At 44.5% G+C, this 19,046-nt stretch carries 17 protein-coding genes; 4 read left to right on the plus strand and 13 right to left on the minus strand.

Going from position 1 to position 19,046, the window contains the following annotated elements:
* Positions 1–39 precede the first annotated feature (39 nt).
* A complete protein-coding gene (catB, locus tag GWG06_RS16020) occupies positions 40–666 on the plus strand; it encodes a type B chloramphenicol O-acetyltransferase (RefSeq protein ID WP_160714411.1) in 627 nt (208 codons plus the stop codon).
* 42 nt (positions 667–708) lie between these two features.
* Here the strand turns inward: catB and GWG06_RS16025 are convergent, their stop codons facing one another.
* Positions 709–1,857, minus strand: coding sequence for a serine hydrolase domain-containing protein (locus tag GWG06_RS16025; RefSeq protein ID WP_160714413.1), 1,149 nt, complete (start codon positions 1,855–1,857; stop codon positions 709–711).
* A 205-nt stretch (positions 1,858–2,062) separates the two neighbouring features.
* Here GWG06_RS16025 and GWG06_RS16030 point away from each other — a divergent pair, with 205 nt between their 5' ends.
* From GWG06_RS16030 to GWG06_RS16040, 3 genes are all read left to right on the plus strand, one after another.
* Positions 2,063–3,088: a sensor histidine kinase gene (locus GWG06_RS16030; protein WP_160714415.1), complete on the plus strand. Its 1,026-nt coding sequence runs from the start codon at positions 2,063–2,065 to the stop codon at positions 3,086–3,088.
* On the plus strand, positions 3,085–3,810 hold the full coding sequence (locus tag GWG06_RS16035; protein ID WP_160714417.1) for a LytR/AlgR family response regulator transcription factor: 726 nt from the start codon (positions 3,085–3,087) through the stop codon (positions 3,808–3,810). Before GWG06_RS16030 ends, GWG06_RS16035 begins: the two co-directional genes overlap by 4 nt.
* A gap of 186 nt (positions 3,811–3,996) precedes the next feature.
* Positions 3,997–4,686: a hypothetical protein gene (locus GWG06_RS16040; RefSeq protein WP_160714419.1), complete on the plus strand. Its 690-nt coding sequence runs from the start codon at positions 3,997–3,999 to the stop codon at positions 4,684–4,686.
* Positions 4,687–4,914: 228 nt separating this feature from the next.
* Here GWG06_RS16040 and GWG06_RS16045 read toward each other — a convergent pair whose 3' ends face one another.
* The 12 genes from GWG06_RS16045 to GWG06_RS16100 all read right to left on the minus strand — a co-directional run bounded on the left by GWG06_RS16045 (position 4,915) and on the right by GWG06_RS16100 (position 19,019).
* Complete coding sequence (locus GWG06_RS16045) at positions 4,915–6,816, minus strand: ABC-F family ATP-binding cassette domain-containing protein (RefSeq protein WP_160714421.1); 1,902 nt, start codon at positions 6,814–6,816, stop codon at positions 4,915–4,917.
* Between the two features lie 259 nt (positions 6,817–7,075).
* Complete coding sequence (locus GWG06_RS16050; protein WP_127043700.1) at positions 7,076–8,662, minus strand: hypothetical protein; 1,587 nt, start codon at positions 8,660–8,662, stop codon at positions 7,076–7,078.
* A 196-nt stretch (positions 8,663–8,858) separates the two neighbouring features.
* Positions 8,859–9,794 carry a GDP-L-fucose synthase gene (fcl, locus tag GWG06_RS16055; RefSeq protein WP_160714423.1) on the minus strand — a complete coding sequence of 312 codons (936 nt, stop codon included), beginning with the start codon at positions 9,792–9,794 and terminating at the stop codon, positions 8,859–8,861.
* 1 nt (position 9,795) lies between these two features.
* Positions 9,796–10,908 carry a GDP-mannose 4,6-dehydratase gene (gene gmd / locus GWG06_RS16060; RefSeq protein WP_160714425.1) on the minus strand — a complete coding sequence of 371 codons (1,113 nt, stop codon included), beginning with the start codon at positions 10,906–10,908 and terminating at the stop codon, positions 9,796–9,798.
* Positions 10,909–11,081: 173 nt separating this feature from the next.
* Entirely contained in the window at positions 11,082–11,759 is a 678-nt protein-coding gene (locus GWG06_RS16065) for a sugar transferase (RefSeq protein ID WP_160714426.1), read from the minus strand.
* An 11-nt stretch (positions 11,760–11,770) separates the two neighbouring features.
* Positions 11,771–12,982: a polysaccharide biosynthesis protein gene (locus tag GWG06_RS16070; RefSeq protein WP_160714428.1), complete on the minus strand. Its 1,212-nt coding sequence runs from the start codon at positions 12,980–12,982 to the stop codon at positions 11,771–11,773.
* A gap of 43 nt (positions 12,983–13,025) precedes the next feature.
* Positions 13,026–13,949 (minus strand): NAD-dependent epimerase/dehydratase family protein, encoded by a 924-nt coding sequence (locus GWG06_RS16075; protein ID WP_160714430.1) that lies wholly within the window; start codon positions 13,947–13,949, stop codon positions 13,026–13,028.
* 19 nt (positions 13,950–13,968) lie between these two features.
* On the minus strand, positions 13,969–15,198 hold the full coding sequence (locus tag GWG06_RS16080; protein ID WP_160714432.1) for a glycosyltransferase family 4 protein: 1,230 nt from the start codon (positions 15,196–15,198) through the stop codon (positions 13,969–13,971).
* A gap of 14 nt (positions 15,199–15,212) precedes the next feature.
* The gene (gene wecB, locus GWG06_RS16085) at positions 15,213–16,352 is read right to left on the minus strand and encodes a non-hydrolyzing UDP-N-acetylglucosamine 2-epimerase (protein ID WP_160714434.1); all 1,140 of its coding nucleotides are present in this window, start codon (positions 16,350–16,352) and stop codon (positions 15,213–15,215) included.
* Between the two features lie 44 nt (positions 16,353–16,396).
* Complete coding sequence (locus GWG06_RS16090) at positions 16,397–17,515, minus strand: polysaccharide biosynthesis C-terminal domain-containing protein (RefSeq protein ID WP_160714436.1); 1,119 nt, start codon at positions 17,513–17,515, stop codon at positions 16,397–16,399.
* Positions 17,516–17,544: 29 nt separating this feature from the next.
* On the minus strand, positions 17,545–17,976 hold the full coding sequence (locus tag GWG06_RS16095; protein WP_202183035.1) for a cupin domain-containing protein: 432 nt from the start codon (positions 17,974–17,976) through the stop codon (positions 17,545–17,547).
* Between the two features lie 2 nt (positions 17,977–17,978).
* A complete protein-coding gene (locus tag GWG06_RS16100) occupies positions 17,979–19,019 on the minus strand; it encodes a polysaccharide biosynthesis protein (RefSeq protein ID WP_160714438.1) in 1,041 nt (346 codons plus the stop codon).
* Between the last annotated feature and the right edge of the window lie 27 nt (positions 19,020–19,046).

Genomic DNA, 19,046 nt, shown 5'->3' on the forward strand with positions numbered 1-19,046 from the left:
TTCCTTATCGTTATTTGTTATCATTTAAAATATGCTATCATGCAGAATTTCTTTGAAAGTCCGTTCAGGGGCAAAATCATTAAAGATCATATCACCAATACCAATATCATCGCCGGCAAATACTCCTACTATTCAGGATACTATCACGGGCACTCCTTCGACGACTGCGCCCGTTACCTGTTTTCGGACAGGAATGACGTTGACAGACTGATTATCGGGTCTTACTGCTCCATAGGCTCCGGCGTCAGCTTCATTATGGCCGGCAACCAGGGCCACCGGCACGACTGGATTTCCAGTTTCCCGTTTTTCTATATGTCTGAAATACCTTACTTCCGGCAGAGCCGCGATGGCTATCAGCCAGCCGGCGACACCGTTGTCGGAAATGATGTGTGGATAGGCAGTGAAGCCATGATTATGCCTGGCATAACAATCGGCGACGGAGCCGTTATCGGCAGCCGCGCCCTGGTAACCAGGGATGTGGAACCGTATGCCATCGTTGGAGGGAATCCTGCAAAGCTGATCCGGAAAAGATTCAGCGAGCATCATATCACCCTGCTGATGGAAATGAAATGGTGGAACTGGGAAGAAGATATTTTAAAAGATCTCATGCCCGTTCTATGTTCAGAGAATATAGATTTACTGTATGAATGCTATCAGAAAATCTGATAAAAACACAGGGGAGGGCCTGACAGGTCCTCCCCTGCTGCTTTATAGCTCCAGTAACAGGTTCAGCAGCTTGTTTATTTCCGGAAACTGTGCCTCTTTTACATCACCGTTATACAATACAATGACGGCCTTTTTAGCGGAAGGATTTGCGTATAGCATGGAGTGACTTCCCGGTACATCTCCCATGTGTCCGTAAATATGCAGGTTCTTAAACGGTACATTCTCCCAGAAAAGCCCCTGTGTGGATTTAACTTCCGGATACTGCACCTTGCCCATGGCATCCAGTATGGCAGGCGCAATCACTTCCTTACCGTCTTTTACACCACGGTTAATGATCAGCTGCGCAAAAACCGACATATCAGCCAGGTTGCCGTGAAGGCCGCCGGTACAATAATCTACCATGCTGTAATTCCCCAGCGGCTGCCCGTCGCTGTCGTATGGAACAGCAAATGGCTCTGATACATAATCGCGCAGATGCCATACCAGTGTGGTAGTATGCAGCGGAGTAATAAACTCGCGGGTTGTCCGCGTATCAAAGCTCTCCCTGCTCACACATTCCACCATGTAGGCTGCCAGCGTGGCTCCTACATTGGAATAACTGTATACTGCTCCTGCCCTGTCGTCAAGAAAAGTATCGGGATGATAATATTTTCCGGCCGGATCCAGCATGTCACGGATAAAGGCCGCTATCGTCATAGGATGATCTTTCTCCGGCGCAATAAACTCTTCCAGCACCAAACCGGCGTAGGTTTTGTCCACAATACCGGAAGAATGACTCAGCAAATGCCGCAGGGTAATTACCTTACCGGGATTCTTAGGATTGTATACCTTAAACGGCAGATAGTCGTTCACGTTAGCGTCCAGGCTCAGCTTACCGCTTTGCACCAGCTGCATCACACTGAATGCAATAAATGGTTTGGCCATTGAGCCCAGCTTAAAAACTGTTTTCGCAGTGATGGGTATTTTCTTTTCTACATCGGCCATACCAGCAGTCTGAGACCAGATAATACCTTCCGGGCCTACAACGGCAACAGCAATACCCGGTATTCTCACTTCATTCAGCAATACGGTTATCTGCTGTGTTATCCGCGCTGTATCCTGCGATGGTACGGGCACTGTATCTCCGCTGTCTTTCTTTCTGCAGGCACCTGCTGCCAGCAGCAGTAATAAAGCAACACAATAATTTCTCATGTTTTTTCTGCAAATCAAAGGATGCCGGCAATAACAGGAAGCCTGTATTATAGGAATACCGGGAAACATACCATTCAACAACCCTGCATTGGCAACAAGTAGTGAATAGGGGTAAACAGGAGGCAGTCGCGTATTATTGACAGACAAAATCAGCCGGTTGGTTGTCAGCATACATCAGTTTGTCCGTCAACCGCAAAGGATAACGATGGGAATTACTATATGCCACCCTGCAGCAACGCCGCTGCAGGTAAACAAACCGCTGTACCTGCGGATATTGCTGCACCTTGCACCGGCAATAACATTATACGCCATAGCAGGCATGAACCAGTTCCGTCCGGAATGGCAGCCCGCTATGAAAGCCGTGGCGGCCTTGTTTCTACTGGCGGCGCCCTATGTTAATATTTACCTGCTCGTACCGGCGCTGTTACTGCGCTTCCGTTACCTGGCCTATGCTTTATCTGTGCTGCTGCTCATATCCGTACTCCTGTTATTCACTATCTGGATGCAACCGCTTTTTACGCCGCTGCTGAATACCGGCGAATATTTTACGCCGCTGGAATTACATGATACAGTAGTCTTTTTTGTGATGATGCTGGCGCTGATTGCTGCATCTACTACCGTACAGTTGTTCAGGCACTGGATGGCAGCCAGCCGCCAGCGTACCGACAACCTGCGTACTGAGCTGGAAAATCTTAAACGACAATTATCTCCGCATTTCGTTTTCAATACGCTTAACAACCTGGATACCCTGATTTATGCAGATCAGCACAGGGCATCAGAAGTAGTGCATGCGCTCTCGCGCCTGCTGCGCCACCAGCTGTATCTGTCCGGCGATAATAAAGTGCCGCTGCAGCAGGAGCTGGACTTCCTCCAGGACTACCTGTACCTGGAGCAGCTACGTCATGACGCACTGGACATTACGCCGCACATCTCCGGCGATATACAGCAGGTAACCCTGCATGCCATGCTGCTGATACCTTTTATTGAAAATGCAGCCAAACACAATGACTATAACGGTAATGCCTATATTAATTTCAGCCTTACCGTTAACAGCGATAAACTGGAATTCAGCTGCATCAATCCGCTGGGCATGAAACCCGCTGCCACTACGGGCGGCGCCGGACTCCAAAATGTACGGCGGCGGCTGGCATTATTATACCCGGGGCAGCATGAGCTGCATGCAGCAGCATCCGGCAACATTTTCACGGTACAACTAACCTTACATATATGAACTGCATTATTATTGATGATGAACCACTGGCGCGGGAAAAGATCAGAATGCTGGCAGCGCAGGATGTATCCCTGCAGGTACTGGGCTGCTTCTCCGGCACCGCCGGCGCAGCGGACTTCCTGGAACTGAACCCGGTAGAACTCATATTCCTGGATGTGCAGATGCCCGGCTGCAACGGGCTGGACTTCGCGCGGCAACTTCCGCACAACCTTCTCGTAATATTCACCACGGCGCATGCAACATACGCGCTGAACAGCTACGATGTAAATGCAGTTGACTATCTGGTGAAGCCCATACATCCCGCCCGGTTTACACAGGCCGTAAAGAAAGCAGTAGACTATGCAGATATGCAGAGGTACCGCCATCAGCAGCAGCAACCTCAGACTACCGCACGGCCGGATCATGTGTTTGTTCGTGCAGACCGCCGGCTGCATCGGGTATTGTTCAGTGAGTGCCTGTATATCGAAGGGGTGCGTGACTATTGCATCATGCACCTGGCCAACCGCAAGCTCATGGTAGCCATTAACCTGAAAGCGCTGCTGGAACAATTACCACAGGATATTTTTGTACGCATCAGTAAATCATTGGTGATTAATTTCCGGCATGTAACCAGTCTGAACAACCAGGATGTATATATCGGCGACAAAGCACTGGCAATCGGTCATGCCTACCGGGAACAGCTGTTACCGTTTTTTGCGGATAATCAGGTTACAGGAAGATAACAGCAGGTCACTTATTTCACGCAGTCAAAACTGCTTTTTCACTCGATAAATTTCTTGAAAATAAAACCAGGCGGACACTGGATAATCCCGCGCTAAATTTTTATTTTCAGCAACTGTTACTGTTACAACGCGACGACATTCATCCCTATCATTATTTGTATTCTATCACCCTGTAAACCACACATTATGAATGCTCAGATTTCTGTCAAAAACCAATCACTGCTGACTTCCGGCCTCCGGCTTTCTGTTACCGCGGCGCAGGAAATGATCAACACCTATCAGCAGCAGGAGCCTGATGGTCTCCGTTCCTTTATGTTTAGCCGCCACCTGCTGGACCAGATGCTGGAAGCGCCGCAATGCGCCGGCATACGCATTTTCAATGCCATGAATGAAGAAGGAGAACAGCGCCTGATTTTTACTGCTGCCGATGCCAGCGGAGAACGTATTCGTATGATACAGGTAAAAGGTGCTGATGGTGCAGTAAATATCTGGGATCCTATTTTTACCGGAAATGGATTTTGTCCTTTTGACTGCCCCAAAGGTGCGCTGGAACTGATTCCGGGAAGCGACAGCACCGCATCTGACCTGAACGCTAAAACTATTTCCAGCCAGGAAGCACAGGAGATGATCCTGTCATACCAGCATCATGAACCGGAGGGGGTGTATGCTATACTTTTGGGCCGGCAGATAGTGCAATCATTGCTGAATACACCCGGATGCGCCGGTATCCGTGTTTTCAACGCAATTGATCAGAAAGATGAACACACCTTTCTGTTAGCGCCTGTAAACGCTGCCGGTGGCAATCTGCTACAGTTTGGCAATCCGATTATTGCCGGAGAAGTAAAATGCCCGTTTGATTGCCCCAAATTCCCTTGATCTGACCTATTTCCTTCTTTTCCTATTGCAGGAGGCTGTCTCAGAAGTTGAGGCAGCCTCTTTCATTTACCTGTCCGAATTCTTACTAAATTTATAATAGTCCTGCCCTATATATGAATCATTTGATTATTTGAGATTTAATAAAAGCGAAGACCTGAGCGGATATTGTTCCACTCAGGTCTTCGCTTTTATTAAATCTCAAATAATCAAATAATCAAATGAACGGTTTCAGCTTCCGCTGAGTTCACTCAGCTCCAGCCAGCGCATGCCTTTATCGTCCAGCAGTTGCATTACTTCTCCGATGCGGTGCGTGAGAGGTTCCATCTCTTCATAAGGGAGTTCTCCGCTGGCCAGTTTTGCTTCTATGGTTTTCTTTTCTGTTTCCAGGTTTTCTATTTCTTTCTCCAGCAGTTCCAGTTCACGCTTTTCCTTGAAGGTCATTTTGCGCGCGGTACTGGTAGCGGCTGGGGTGGTAGCGGCAACCGGTTCAGGCTTTATTTCCTTTTTCTCTGCTGTTTTCTTTTTGTCTTCTTCTTTCTGCCATTCGCGGTATTGGGTATAGTTACCGGGGTAATCCCTGATCTGGCCGTCGCCTTCAAATACAAACAGGTGTTCCACCAGTTTATCCATAAAGTAGCGGTCATGGCTCACAATGATGACGCAGCCCTGGTACTCCTGCAGGAAGCTCTCCAGGATGCTGAGTGTGGGCAGATCCAGGTCATTGGTAGGTTCATCCAGCACCAGGAAGTTAGGGTTGCGGAAGAGGATAGACAGCAGGTGCAGTCTTCTTTTCTCGCCTCCGCTTAACTTGGAGATGTAGGTATATTGCTTCTCCGCCGGAAACAGGAATAGTTCCAGAAACTGGGCGGCGCTTACTTTGGAGCCGTCGGCCAGTGGGAAGTTTTCCGCGATGTTCTTCACGAATTCGATGACGCGCATATCTTCCTTTACCACGAGGCCGGACTGCGAATAGTTTCCGAAGACGATGGTTTCACCCACGTTGATCTTTCCGGAATCTGGCTGTTCCGTACCCAGCAGCATGTTGAGGAAGGTGGATTTACCTACGCCGTTTTTGCCGACGATACCTACGCGTTCTCCTTTTTTGAAGGTATAGTCAAACCCTTTCAGGATAACGTGATCGCCAAAGGCTTTGTATACTTTCTTCAGTTCCAGGATTTTTCCTCCCAGACGGGTCATTTTCACATTGAGTTCGAGCTGCTGGTCGGCGATCCTGGTAGCAGCTTTTTCTTTTACCTCATAGAATGCATCCTGGCGGGACTTGGATTTGGTAGTGCGGGCTTTGGGTTGTTTCCGCATCCATTCCAGCTCCTTGCGGTAGGTGTTACGGGCCTTTTCCACGCTGGACTTGTCCATCTCTTCACGGGCGGCTTTCTTTTCCAGGTAGTTCTCGTAGTCGCCTTTATATATGAAGAGCTGTTCCTGGTCCAGTTCCATAATTTCGTTGCAGACACTGTCGAGGAAGTAACGGTCGTGCGTTACCAGCAGCAGGGTCACCCTTTCCTGGTCCAGGTAGTTTTCCAGCCATTCGATCATACTTACATCGAGGTGGTTGGTAGGCTCATCCATGATGAGGAGCACATGTTTATGTTCAAAGCCGATATCGATAAGTACTTTGGCGAGGGCTACCCTTTTCTGCTGTCCGCCGGACAGGGAGCCAACGGGCTGTTCCAGGTTGTGGATATTGAGTTTGCCGAGGATCTGTTTGACTTTGCTATCGAAATGCCAGGCATTGAGTTCATCCATGCGGGCAAAGGCGTCAGCGAGCTTAAGGGGGTCCGGTTCATGGCCTTCTTCCGTCAGCAGCTCATATTCCTTGATGGCATTGAGTACAGGATGGTCGTGGTTGAAGATATTCTCAATCACGGATTTCGAGAGATCGAAATCTGATTGCTGTTCCAGCATGACAACGGTAACATCCTTATGAATCCATACTTTTCCATCGTCGGGCATTTCTTTGCCCAGAACTATTTTGAGCAGGGTTGATTTACCTGTGCCATTCAGCGCTACCAGCGCTATTTTATCGCCTTCTTCGATATGAAAGGAAATATTTTTAAAAAGCGGCTTAACGCCGTACGACTTGGTGAGCCCTTCTACTGTAACATAATGCATAATGCGAAGTTATACATATTCAGGAAAACTCCCCGGAAACCCGAATTATGTATTTGATATTATGATTTTTTTCGTATATTCAGTATAGGATTTGGAGGTAGAGCAGATTATACCCACACCTAATGAAAAAAAATCTTTTTTATTGTTAGTTCTGTCTCGGCCTTTGTCCATTATCCTTGCCCCTCTTTGCGATAAATAAAAGCCCTTCAGCTCAAAAGCGGAAGGGCTTGCGTGTTTTCAGGCACTATGTCTTTTCTCTTTAGAAATCATAATAGAACTGGCGGAAGGTACTGCGCAGTCCGAAACTAAAGATCAGGTCATTTTTGGATTCAATGTCATTTTTAACGCGGCGGGCGGCCAGAGAGGCTTCCAGGCGCAGATTATACTTTGGATTCAGTACATAGGCGATAGTTCCCTGAGCGTACAGGAGGCTTGTTTTCACGCCCTGTCCGATCCAGTTACCATATTCTCTGGGATGGGTAGTATATGGTTTGGAGATATCATGCCCGAAGTTGGATTTGGCATCCGGGTCATCTCCATACTTGGAATATACAAGTTCACCTCTGCCATACCAACGCTTATAGCGGTAGGTGGCTATTCCCAGTACTTCCCAGAAATTGGCTCCCTGCGGGTGTGCCAGCGACTGGTTATAGTGTTCATAGTTAATATAGGTAGTGCTGTAGGAGTAGGTGTATGGCCGTACCACGTTTCCTTCTCCCTGCAGGTCGAGGTTTTTAACTTTGAAGAGGTCGAAGGAACGGAAACCGAGCTGATAGGATTGCTTGTTGGCCCACCAGCCTTTACCGCCGAATACTTCTTTCAGCTTAAATTCATCCAGTACCAGCTGTCCGTAAACAGTGGTTTTGGGCAGCAGTTTATATTTGATATTTGCGCCAACCAGGGCATTATCAGAAGAGCCCTGGGAGAATTCAGCCGGGCGCAGGAAGATGATGGGGTTCATATAGCTCCAGTCAAATCCGCGTTTACGGCCGGTAGAATCGGCATCCGGCCAGATAACGGCATCAAACAGACCGATGGTGAGGCGTTTGTTTACGTTCCAGTCCAGGAAGTGAAATACGCCCCATTTCTTTAAGAAGCCGAGGTCTTTGTAGGCGGTGTTGAAACTTTTACTGTGCTTATCCATGAACTGCGTCCACATGGCTGTGTACTGCACGCTGCCGAGGTTACCGGTTATTTTCAGGTAAGGATAACTGAACTGGATATCCGAAAGTATGAGTGAACGGTAACCGTCGCCGATGAAGTTCTGTCCATAGCCGAGTGTAAAGTTCAGGTATTTGTTGGGCGTGTAGGACAGCAGGGCATTGGCGTAGTTAAAATCGAATGCTTTGCCTTCGCTGTAGTCTTTGATACCGCCCTGGCCGGGAACAATATCATTTTTCCGGATGTACTGGTCCAGATACAGCGGGAATTTACCCTGGTTTTCGTAGAAGGAGGATTCGAAATAAAACTTGGTGCCTACGTTGGCCTGAATGATGGCGCCGCGGGTATTCAGCCAGTTGGTTCTGCTGCCGTCGCGGCTTTTACCGATCTGAAAATCCGGCAGGAAGTCGATGAATACATTATATTCCTTATTTCTGAATTCCAGCAGGTGTTCATCAAAAAGTTTACGGTGTATCCAGCTGCGGCGGGTAGTATCAGGCCGGGTGTACATGGCGCTGGTATCTACGTGGAGAATAGGCTTAAATGCGGTATGGTGGTTGTTTGTATCAAGGTAAAGCTCCCTGATATTCTGGGGATTGTAAGGAAGAATTACCGGTAATTTTTCCTGTGCAAAAGCTGCACGTGAGAGCAATAGGATTGCTGTCATCCAAACAAGATGCTTCATTAATTACTTTTTGATTTAACAATATTTAGTGTACGGTTTCAGGCTACACAAACATCCACAAATAACCTGGCAAAACTACGGTTGCTGTTTTTTTATAGACGCAAAGATAATCTTTTAGATAAATCGTGGCGACAGCGAGGGATCGGGAAAGGATCAGGACAGGAACCTGTTTACACGGGTTCCTGTTCAATATAATCTATTTTGACCAATTTTTCTTTACAGCTTCCGTGTATACTTCACGGATACCATTTTCGAGGGTGATCCGCGCTTTCCAGCCGTAGCTGTGCAGTCTGGATACATCCATCAGTTTACGGGGGGTACCGTCCGGTTTGGAGGTATCAAATACCAGCCTGCCTTCATAGCCTACTATGCCTTTAATCAGGAGGGCAAGGTCGTGGATGCTGATATCTTCCCCCACGCCGATATTAACGAAACCGGGGTCGTTATAGTGTTGCATCAGGTAAAAGCAGGCGTCAGCCATATCATCCGCATGCAGGAATTCCCGTTTAGGCGTTCCCGTTCCCCAGAGGGTCACTTCCGGCACCTGATTTATCCGTGCCTCATGCATTTTACGCAGCATGGCGGGCAGTACATGGGAATTGTTCAGGTCATAGTTATCATTGGGGCCGTACAGGTTGGTAGGCATTACTGCAATAAAGTTACAACCGTACTGTGCCCTGTAGGCATCACACATTTCAATACCGGCAATTTTTGCGATGGCATATGGCTCGTTGGTAGGTTCCAGCGGGCCGGTAAGCAGGTATTCTTCCTTTAATGGCTGCGGCGCCATTTTAGGGTAAATGCAGGAAGATCCGAGGAACATCAGTTTTTTCACACCATTTACGTATGCCTGGTGAATAACGTTGTTCTGGATCATCAGGTTTTCATATATAAACTGGCCCCTGTAGGTATTATTGGCAACGATGCCGCCTACTTTTGCGGCTGCCAGAAATACATGGTCAGGTTTTTCCTTGGCAAAAAAATCTGCAACCGCAGCCTGGTCTTTAAGGTCCAGCTGATCTGAGGTCCGGCTGATGATATTATTGAATCCATCTTTTTCCAGACGTCTTAATATAGCTGAACCTACCATTCCGCGGTGACCTGCTATGTATATTTTATCCTGTTGGTTCATACTATTCAAATTGGTTCAATACCTTATAGCCGGCATCTTTCAGGAGTTTTTCCCGCTTAAAGAGTTCTACGTCTGCCGCCACCATTTCCTTTACCAGCGCAGGCAGGTCATATTTAGGTTCCCATCCCAGTTTGGTTTTAGACTTGGTGGGGTCGCCTATCAGGAGTTCTACTTCGGTGGGGCGGAAATATCTTGGGTCTACTGCTACCAGCTCATCGCCGACTGTCAGGTGAGTATCTTTTATCTGCAGAGCTTTTACATATCCGATTTCCTCAACCCCGGTTCCTTTAAACGCAATCTCCACGCCAACTTCAGCAAAAGACATCGTGATAAACTCCCTTACGGTGGTGGTGATTCCGGTTGCGATGACGAAGTCTTCAGGAGTATCCTGTTGTAATATGCGCCACATAGCTTCCACATAGTCCTTGGCGTGTCCCCAGTCCCGTTTTGCATCCAGGTTTCCCATATAGAGTTTATCCTGCATGTTCAGAGATATTTTGGCAACTGCGCGGGTGATTTTGCGGGTTACAAAGGTTTCTCCTCTCAGCGGGCTTTCATGGTTAAAGAGAATTCCATTGCAGGCGAACATATTGTAGGCTTCTCTGTAGTTAACAGTGATCCAGAAGGCATACATTTTGGCGACTGCATAGGGAGAGCGTGGATAAAACGGTGTTTTTTCAGATTGCGGCACTTCCTGTACGAGACCGTAGAGTTCTGAAGTAGAAGCCTGATATATTCTGGTTTTTTGTGTAAGTCCCAGTAATCTCACAGCTTCCAGTATACGAAGCGTACCTATTCCATCAACATCGGCCGTATATTCAGGAGCTTCAAAGCTTACCTGTACATGGCTCATGGCGCCCAGATTATATATTTCGTCGGGTTGTACTTCCTGAATAATCCGGATCAGGTTTGTTGAGTCTGACAGATCCCCGTAATGTAGTTTAAAGTGTACATTCTTCTCATGAGGATCCTGATACAGGTGGTCAATTCTATCTGTATTGAAGAGAGAGCTTCTCCTTTTAATACCGTGTACTTCATAACCTTTCTTCAGCAGCAACTGGGCCAGGTAAGCACCATCCTGACCAGTAATACCTGTAATAAGCGCTTTTTTCATGCGATCGCTTTAGCGAAATTAATATATGAATTCCCCGGGAATATCCCTGATTCTGTCTGATTAGTTGGGATTCAACGGCTCAGAAAGAAAAAGCTATTTTCACACTGGAAAGAATTTTCCCGGCAAAAATAGCATTAAAAAATTTAATCTGAAGAAGGTTCCTGGGATCAGAATCAGGCAGTAACAGTCTTTAACGTATTTGCCGGTAGTGTTTTGAACATTTTATACGGCAGATCGCTTTCAGGGAATATAATTACCCAGATAGTCAGAAAAATGATTTTGAAATCGGTCAGAATACTTTTATGTTCCTGATACCATTCTTCCAATGCACCTTTGTAGGGCGCGATCACTTTCTGGTAAAACTCGTGGGGCTCCATGGAAGCCTGAGAGATCAGCTTTTCCTCATCCCTGAAAATAATAGATCCGATGCCAGTTATTCCTGGTTTTGAATTGTATACTATCTGCTGAATATGTTGAGGATAGGCATCAAAGGTGCGTTGTACAAGTGGCCTGGGCCCTACTACACTCATATTCCCAATGACTACATTTATTAACTGGGGGAGTTCATTAATTTTTGTCATCCTCAGAAACTTTCCAATACGGGTAACACGGGGGTCATTCCTGAGTGTGATGACTCCTGTACCTATATTAGGGCTATTTTTCAGCATAGTCGCGAACTTCCAAATATCAAAATACTGATTTTTATAACCTATTCTCCGCTGGAAATAAAACACCTCTCCTTCAGCTGTAAACTTGAGTATAATACAGATGGGAATTAATACAGGTGATAAAATAATAATAGCGGTTAACGCAGCAATAAAATCGAAGACTCTCTTTATTATATTGTACATATTGGCAATAATTACATTCTTTGATCCAGATTTTTACCGGTTTCTATATGATGAAAGGTGGGAATAATACTGGTCAGTTCTGCAATAACTTTTTCTTTACTTAGATTTTCATTCAGAAAAAGCTGTTCGATTTTATTGATGATGGCCAGAATTTCTTCCATGGGCAATCGTTCTGCATTCTTGATGATACCAAGTTCATGAAATTTATCCATATCCAGTACTTCATCTTCCGTATAAAATTCCTCGAATGTTTTTTCTCCTGAAGTATCTGATTCAAAAAAGTATACCGGGTAGGATCCGGAGGTTGCATTTAAACTGGCAGCTTTTTCCTTAGCTTCGGCCTCTGAGGCACAATAATCCGGTTTATATCCCAGCGCAGCCAGATATTTTTCTGCAATCATAGAGAAGGTTTTCATATGCTCTTCTCCCAGTTTAGGAAAAAATATTTCTCCGTTATTACCCAGCATACAGGCAATAAGACAAAGCTCTCCTGCTTCCTGAGGGGAAACAAAATAACGTTTAATATTTCCGGGGCTGGATAATGGTTGTTTCTTTAATATACGTTGGGTAAATCCAAATGGCAGACTGCCATTTGAAAACGCAACATTGGCGAATCTGGCTGTTGTAATTTTAAGTTTGGAAGCATAGGCCAGAATCAGATATTCCATAATTTTCTTACTGGCCCCCATTACATTAACCGGATTGGCTGCTTTATCAGTAGATACACAGAAAAAATGTTGCGGTTTATATACAGTCAGCAATTCTAACAGTCTTTTAGCCTTGATGACATTATTTCTTAGCATTGCCTCGATAGAATAAGGATCCTTCTCACTTCTCACATGTTTGTGTGCTGCAAAATTTGCGACGATATCAAAGGGTCCCTCCTTTGCAAGTATTTTCTCAAATACCGGATCACCGAAATCTATCGGGTAGGTTTTGATGTCAAATGAAGCCGGGAGTTCAAAGGAGCTACGGATATCTCTAACCAACTCCGTAAGACCATTCTCATCATTGTCGATTACATAGAGCTTACCAGGGTTAAAATGCAATGCTGCTTTAATAAATGAAGAGCCTATGGTACCGGCTCCGCCGATAACCATCATTGATTTCCCCCGCAAACGTTCATCCAGTAATTGTGCTGATTTATCCAGATCTTTTCTGAATAAACTGCTTCTGCGTTCTGTGATTGCTTCTTCTATAAACTTATTAAGCTCGAAATGCATATAGTAAATACTTTATTCTTAAGATAAGCGGGCATCAGCCTGGTTAAATAAACGATTTCAATGTATGGATCAGCCCTTCTCTGGCAGTCAAAGGAAATGGTTTATTCAAAGCGGCTTTGATTTTTTGGTTTGAAACCATATAATTAGTGGTAAGTTTTTGTAAATTCTCGCTATTAAGCGGTAAGCGTAACAAATCCCCCAATTTGGCCAAAAGATAAATTATTTTTGTGTTTATCTTCCAGATTTTTCCAGGTTTAGCAAAAACTTCACCCATCAGTGAAATTAACTCATTTGTAGATAGAACCTCATCATCTGACAGGTTATAAACGCCGGGCTGAATATTTCCGAACAGTATTTCCCGTATTGTAAAGCAGAAGTTTTCAATCGATAAAAAAGAGCGTTTATTATTAAAACTACCTAAAGGATAAGGAATACCTTTCTTAACTATTCCAGCCAACAGGTTGAGATTGCCTTTATTTCCCGGGCCATGAATCATGCAGGGACGCAGCACATATACTTTCTTGCCGGGTGGCAGCACCGTGTCTATGAGATAATTTTCCGCTTTTAATTTGGATCTGCCGTAAGGTGTGGCTGGTGCAGGGCTGGTACTTTCAGTTAATGCTCCCGACGGCAAATCCGCTATCGCTTTTACCGAACTGATGTAAATGAAAATATTCGCTGAAGAAACTAAAAATTGTTCAAACAACTTACGGGTCAGTTCGTAATTTACTTCAAAATAAGCTTCTTCCTCTGCAGTATTTTTCAGATCATGCGCTTTTCCGGCAAGGTGTACAATAGCATCATAAAGAGGAGCTTCATTAATAAAAGAGGATAAAGTTACCTGATTACCTTGTTGCGGATCAATAGTCCGCATTACTTTTATCAGCTTTATGCTATCGTATGGTTGCAGATACTGTGTAAGATTTTGTCCGGCAAATCCGTTCGCACCGGTAATAGCCACTTTCATAGCGCAGTTATTTTATCACTTAACACAACGAGTTAATCAGCTGATGGTATTTCAATGCCACAGCTTCCTTGGAATAATTCTGTTCCACAAACACTCTTCCCCTGTTGCCTTCTTCCTGGAGCAGGTTCTTTTCTTCATATGCTTTCAGTACTGCTGCTGCATATGCTTCATTATCATCTAGTGGGACTACCCTACGGCAATCTGCTTTCTTAAGAAAACAACCTAATGGAGAGTTATCTCCTGTGGAAACGATAACAGGTCTGGCAGAAGATAAAATACTGTAGATCTTTGAAGGGAATCCTTCTGCGTCAGTGCCTGCATTCATAACAATAGTATGTACATCCGCGGCTGCGTTAATCTGCGGCATTAATTCCCTGGGTTGATAATCCAATAAGAGAATATTCTCCAGTTGCTTTGCTGCAATTGTTTCTTTCAGCCAGGGTTTCATCACTCCGTCTCCAAGAATCAGAAACACGACAGGCAGATGACGCAATTTTTCGGCAGCAAATACAATCGGGTTCCAGTTTTGCGCATAGCCTATATTACCGGCATAGGTAATAACAAATTTATCATCCAGCCCATACTGCGCCGAAAATGAATTATGACGTTCTCCGGGAACATATAAGGTAGTGTCTACAAAGTTGGGAATAATGGAAAGCTTCTGCTGATCTACTATTCTGGGTTTAATAATACCGGAAAATTTATCATCAATAGTAACTACGGCAGCACTTCTATTGTATACATACCGTTCAACGGATTTCAATACTTTTATCATGAAACCGTTTTTCAGTACTCCCTGGTTAATGGCAAAGTCCGGATAAATCTCCTGTACATTATAAATAGCCTTTCCTCCCTTCAGCCGGGCAAGAAAGCAGGAAATAACGCCGATGGTTAACGGAGGAGAAGGCGCCAGTACAATATCAAACTTCCTGATAAAAAAAGTGCTGCAAAGTGTCAGTATATGAAATTTAACAAAATCCACCATTCTTTTCAGCACAAACTTGGATTTGGTCATGGGTATATGATAAACGGGAACGCCGTCATATATACTTTGGTAGAAGAACAGATTTTTTCTTTTCAGTGGTTGTTTCTGAATATCAGACGGAATAATATTATAATGAGGCGTCGTTGTAATCACCTCTATTTCATGTCCGAGTTTTTTCAGTTCAGAAACCAGGTCGGCATACAAGTAAGCCGTGGAAACGCCATCCGGTTTAAAAATTAAAGAATGAATCAGTATTCTTGCCACAATTATCAGTTTAATTAAATGCCTTCACTCCAGACAACTCTTTTTACGTAATCAGTATAGGACAGGATAATCCGCACCATTTTATCAGATACATTGGGCATGCTGTAATCGCCAACCAGTCTGAATTGCCTTTGGTTTCTGTCCAGTATTTCCAATTGTTTTAATCCCTGCAAGATACGTTCAGAATTTAAACCTACCATCATTACAGCGGTTTCTTCCATTGCTTCCGGACGTTCATGCGCATCTCTGATGTTTAAAGCTGGAAAATTCAGAACAGATGATTCTTCTGAGATAGTTCCGCTGTCCGAGAGTACAGCAAATGAGTTTATCTGCAAAGCATTATAGTCGGAAAAGCCCATAGGTTTGAGGAATCTGACTTCCGGGTGTACCTTGATATTCTTTGCATCAATCATTTTCTGGGTCCTGGGATGAGTGCTGACAATGATGGGGAAGCCATAATTCTCTGCAATCTGATTAAGACTTTCAATAAGGGCATTGAATTTCTTTTCATTATTAATGTTCTCTTCCCTATGTGCAGACACTACAAAAAACTTATGTTTTTCGAGTTGCAGCCGGGTGAGTATATCGGACGTATTAATTTGCGGAAGGTAATGAGACAATACCTCAAACATCGGAGATCCGGTTTTGATAATTCTGTCAGCAGGTAATCCTTCCCTGAGCAGGTACTCTCTTGCAATATCGCTATAAGTGAGATTGATATCTGCAATATGATCTACAATTTTCCTGTTTGTTTCTTCTGGCACACGCTGATCAAAACATCTGTTTCCTGCTTCCATATGGAAAATGGGAATATGCCGTTTTTTGGCAGGAATGGCACAGAGGCAGGAGTTAGTATCCCCAAGTACCAGGAATGCATCCGGTTTTTCAGTTTCCAGCAGGGGATCAATTTTAATCAGGATCTGCCCGATCGTTTCGGTTGCGGTGGCACCTGCAGCATTCAGGAAAAAGTCTGGTTTACGGATTTGGAGATCATCGAAAAAGATCTGGTTCAGTTCATAATCATAATTCTGACCTGTATGTACAATGAGGTGATCTATGGCAGGTGATTCATCCAGTTTTGCCATTACACGCGCCAATCTTATAATTTCCGGGCGTGTGCCGACTACTGTCATTACTTTAAGTTTTGATTTCATGCTTTATTAGTTATCGCCAGTTAAATCTTTTACTTTCAGATTACCTATACTATTTCCATATAGGTATCAGGATCAGCTGCATCAAAAAATTCATTGATCCAGAATATAGTAAAAAGCTCTTCTGTTCCTATATTCCGGATATTATGGGTATACCAGACAGGCATATCAACGTAGGCAGGTTCATTTCCGGAAAGATAGAAATCGAGTACTTCGTCGGTTCCAATGCGCCTGAGTTGTATTAAAGCTTCTCCTTTTATTACTGCAAAGCGTTCGATCTTACGGGTATGAAAGTGATTTCCTCTGGTAATACCCGGCACTGTGGTGGAGTAAGATACCTGACCGCCTGTATTCAGACGTATGACTTCCACAAAAGCTCCTCTGGGATCTGTATGTTGTTTGAATTTTACCGGAAAATACTTCGGTATATCCATATAACAACGAAATGTATTAAACAGGTTCCGCTCGAAATTGTTATGAAGGGCGGGTATCACACCATTCAACTGATACTCTTTGTGATATGTCTGCAGGAGTGCCAGTATTTCAGAAACCCTTGCCTTATGGGTAAAGGGCACCTCTAATGATGCTGCTGTGGTTTTGTTTCTGATAACTGACAGGATAACATCAATCAGCTCGCCAACATAAATCAGTTTCAGTTCTCCATCTATCTCAATTACCGGGATTTCATCATGAGAAATCTGATGACAGAAAGTAGCCACAACTGAATTATAGTAGGGGTTTCCAAATGGTCCGAAGACGTTGGGGATAATCAGCCCGGCGAAGCTGCCTCCATTTTCTTCAACCGCGGCTGCCAGCGCATTTCTACCCGTTAGTTTTGATTTCCCATAAAGATTATCTCTTTCTTCCTGGGTAGAAGAAGAAAATATCACCTGTGTTTTTTTATAACACCGGCGTAACGAAGCAGTCAGCTTGTTAACGAGATCCACATTGGTATTATAGATTGTCTGCGGATCATTATGTCTGTTCAAGGCTGCAAGGTGGACAATTACATCACAGGTTGCAATGAAGTGATCCATTTGTGTATCATCGCTGAAATATTCCTTTTTAAATTCGATTCTCTCAAATTCTTCCTGGTAAAGGCCCAGCGTATTGTACAGGTGTTTTCCAATAAAGCCGGTCTGGCCGGTGATCCCAACTTTCAACATAATAATCTTTTAAACCGGAGTAAATAGGTTTACTGCCAGGTATGCCATAACTGCTGATCAAATCTGAAATCATCATCTGCGGACTCCTGCAGAGACAGGTTGGAGTAGACGATCATTCTGGAATGAGGAGCTATGGCCTTGAAGCCTGAAGCGTATCCTCCCGGGATATGCAATACCTGACTCACAGCAGCAGACAGTTTGAATAGCTGTACTGGTAGGCGGGGAGAAGGAGCTATCCAGTTATCGGGGTTGACTAATGCAATCTCGAAGCTTCCTTCCAGTACTACAAACCATTTCTGTTCTATCTGATGTCCTTGCCAGGCACGTATTACCGTTGTATCCGGATGATAAATAGTATAAAAACGTTTAACAGGAGACATATCAAAGTCATTGATAAAAGAAACAATACCTCTTTTATCTTCATGTTTACCTCCCATAATAACTGCTGGTTGTAGCATCATGATCAGTCAGGATATTGCACAATGTTAGTTTCTCCCAGAACTTCCCTACGGATGAGCGGCAATTTAAGCAACAGATTCTTCATGCCTTCAACATCCAGTCGGGTAGTATTATGGGAATGGTATTCGTCATGCATACTTACTGCTACTTCTCCTTCGGAGAAATACTGAGCATAGTTCAGGTCACGGTTATCTGCCGGAATACGGTAATAGTTACCCACATCCACCGCTTTTACCATATCTTCCCTGTTCACAAGGGTTTCGTAAAGTTTCTCGCCATGTCTGGTACCTATTACTCTGATTTCATGCTTTACATCATATAACTCCATGATAGCCTTGGCAAGGGTTTCCACTGTGGCTCCGGGAGATTTTTGCACGAAGAGATCACCTTGTCTGCCGTTTTCAAAGGCGAAAAGTACCAGATCTACAGCATCTTCCAGGGTCATCATAAAGCGGGTCATATTGGGATCTGTGACAGTCAATGGCTGACCTGCTTTGATTTGTTCGATAAACAGGGGTATTACAGAACCGCGGGATGCCATTACGTTGCCATAACGGGTCCCGCAGAATATTGTTTTAGTATCATCCAGGTTTCTGGATTTGGCGACCATAACTTTTTCCATCAGGGCTTTTGACATTCCCATGGCGTTGATGGGGTAGGCAGCTTTGTCGGTACTCAGTACCACAGCACGCTTAACCCCATATTTTTCAGCAGCAGTGAGTACATTCTCAGTACCGAGGATATTGGTTTTAACTGCTTCTAAGGGAAAAAATTCGCAAGAGGGTACCTGTTTTAAAGCAGCAGCATGAAAAATATAGTCTACACCTTTAACAGCAGTATCAACACTTGCAGCATCTCTCACATCACCGATATAGAATTTGATCCTGGGATTATTCAGCCTTTTTCTCATATCGTCTTGCTTCTTCTCATCGCGGCTGAAAATCCGGATTTCCTTAAAATGTTCCGTATTCAGAAAACGTTGCAGTACGGCATTTCCAAATGATCCTGTTCCTCCTGTAATAAGTAATGTTTTCTCTTTAATCATAATTTTGAATTAACATGCAAAATTAAC

The sequence above is a fragment of the Chitinophaga solisilvae genome (assembly GCF_009928525.1).
Lineage (GTDB): Bacteria > Bacteroidota > Bacteroidia > Chitinophagales > Chitinophagaceae > Chitinophaga > Chitinophaga solisilvae.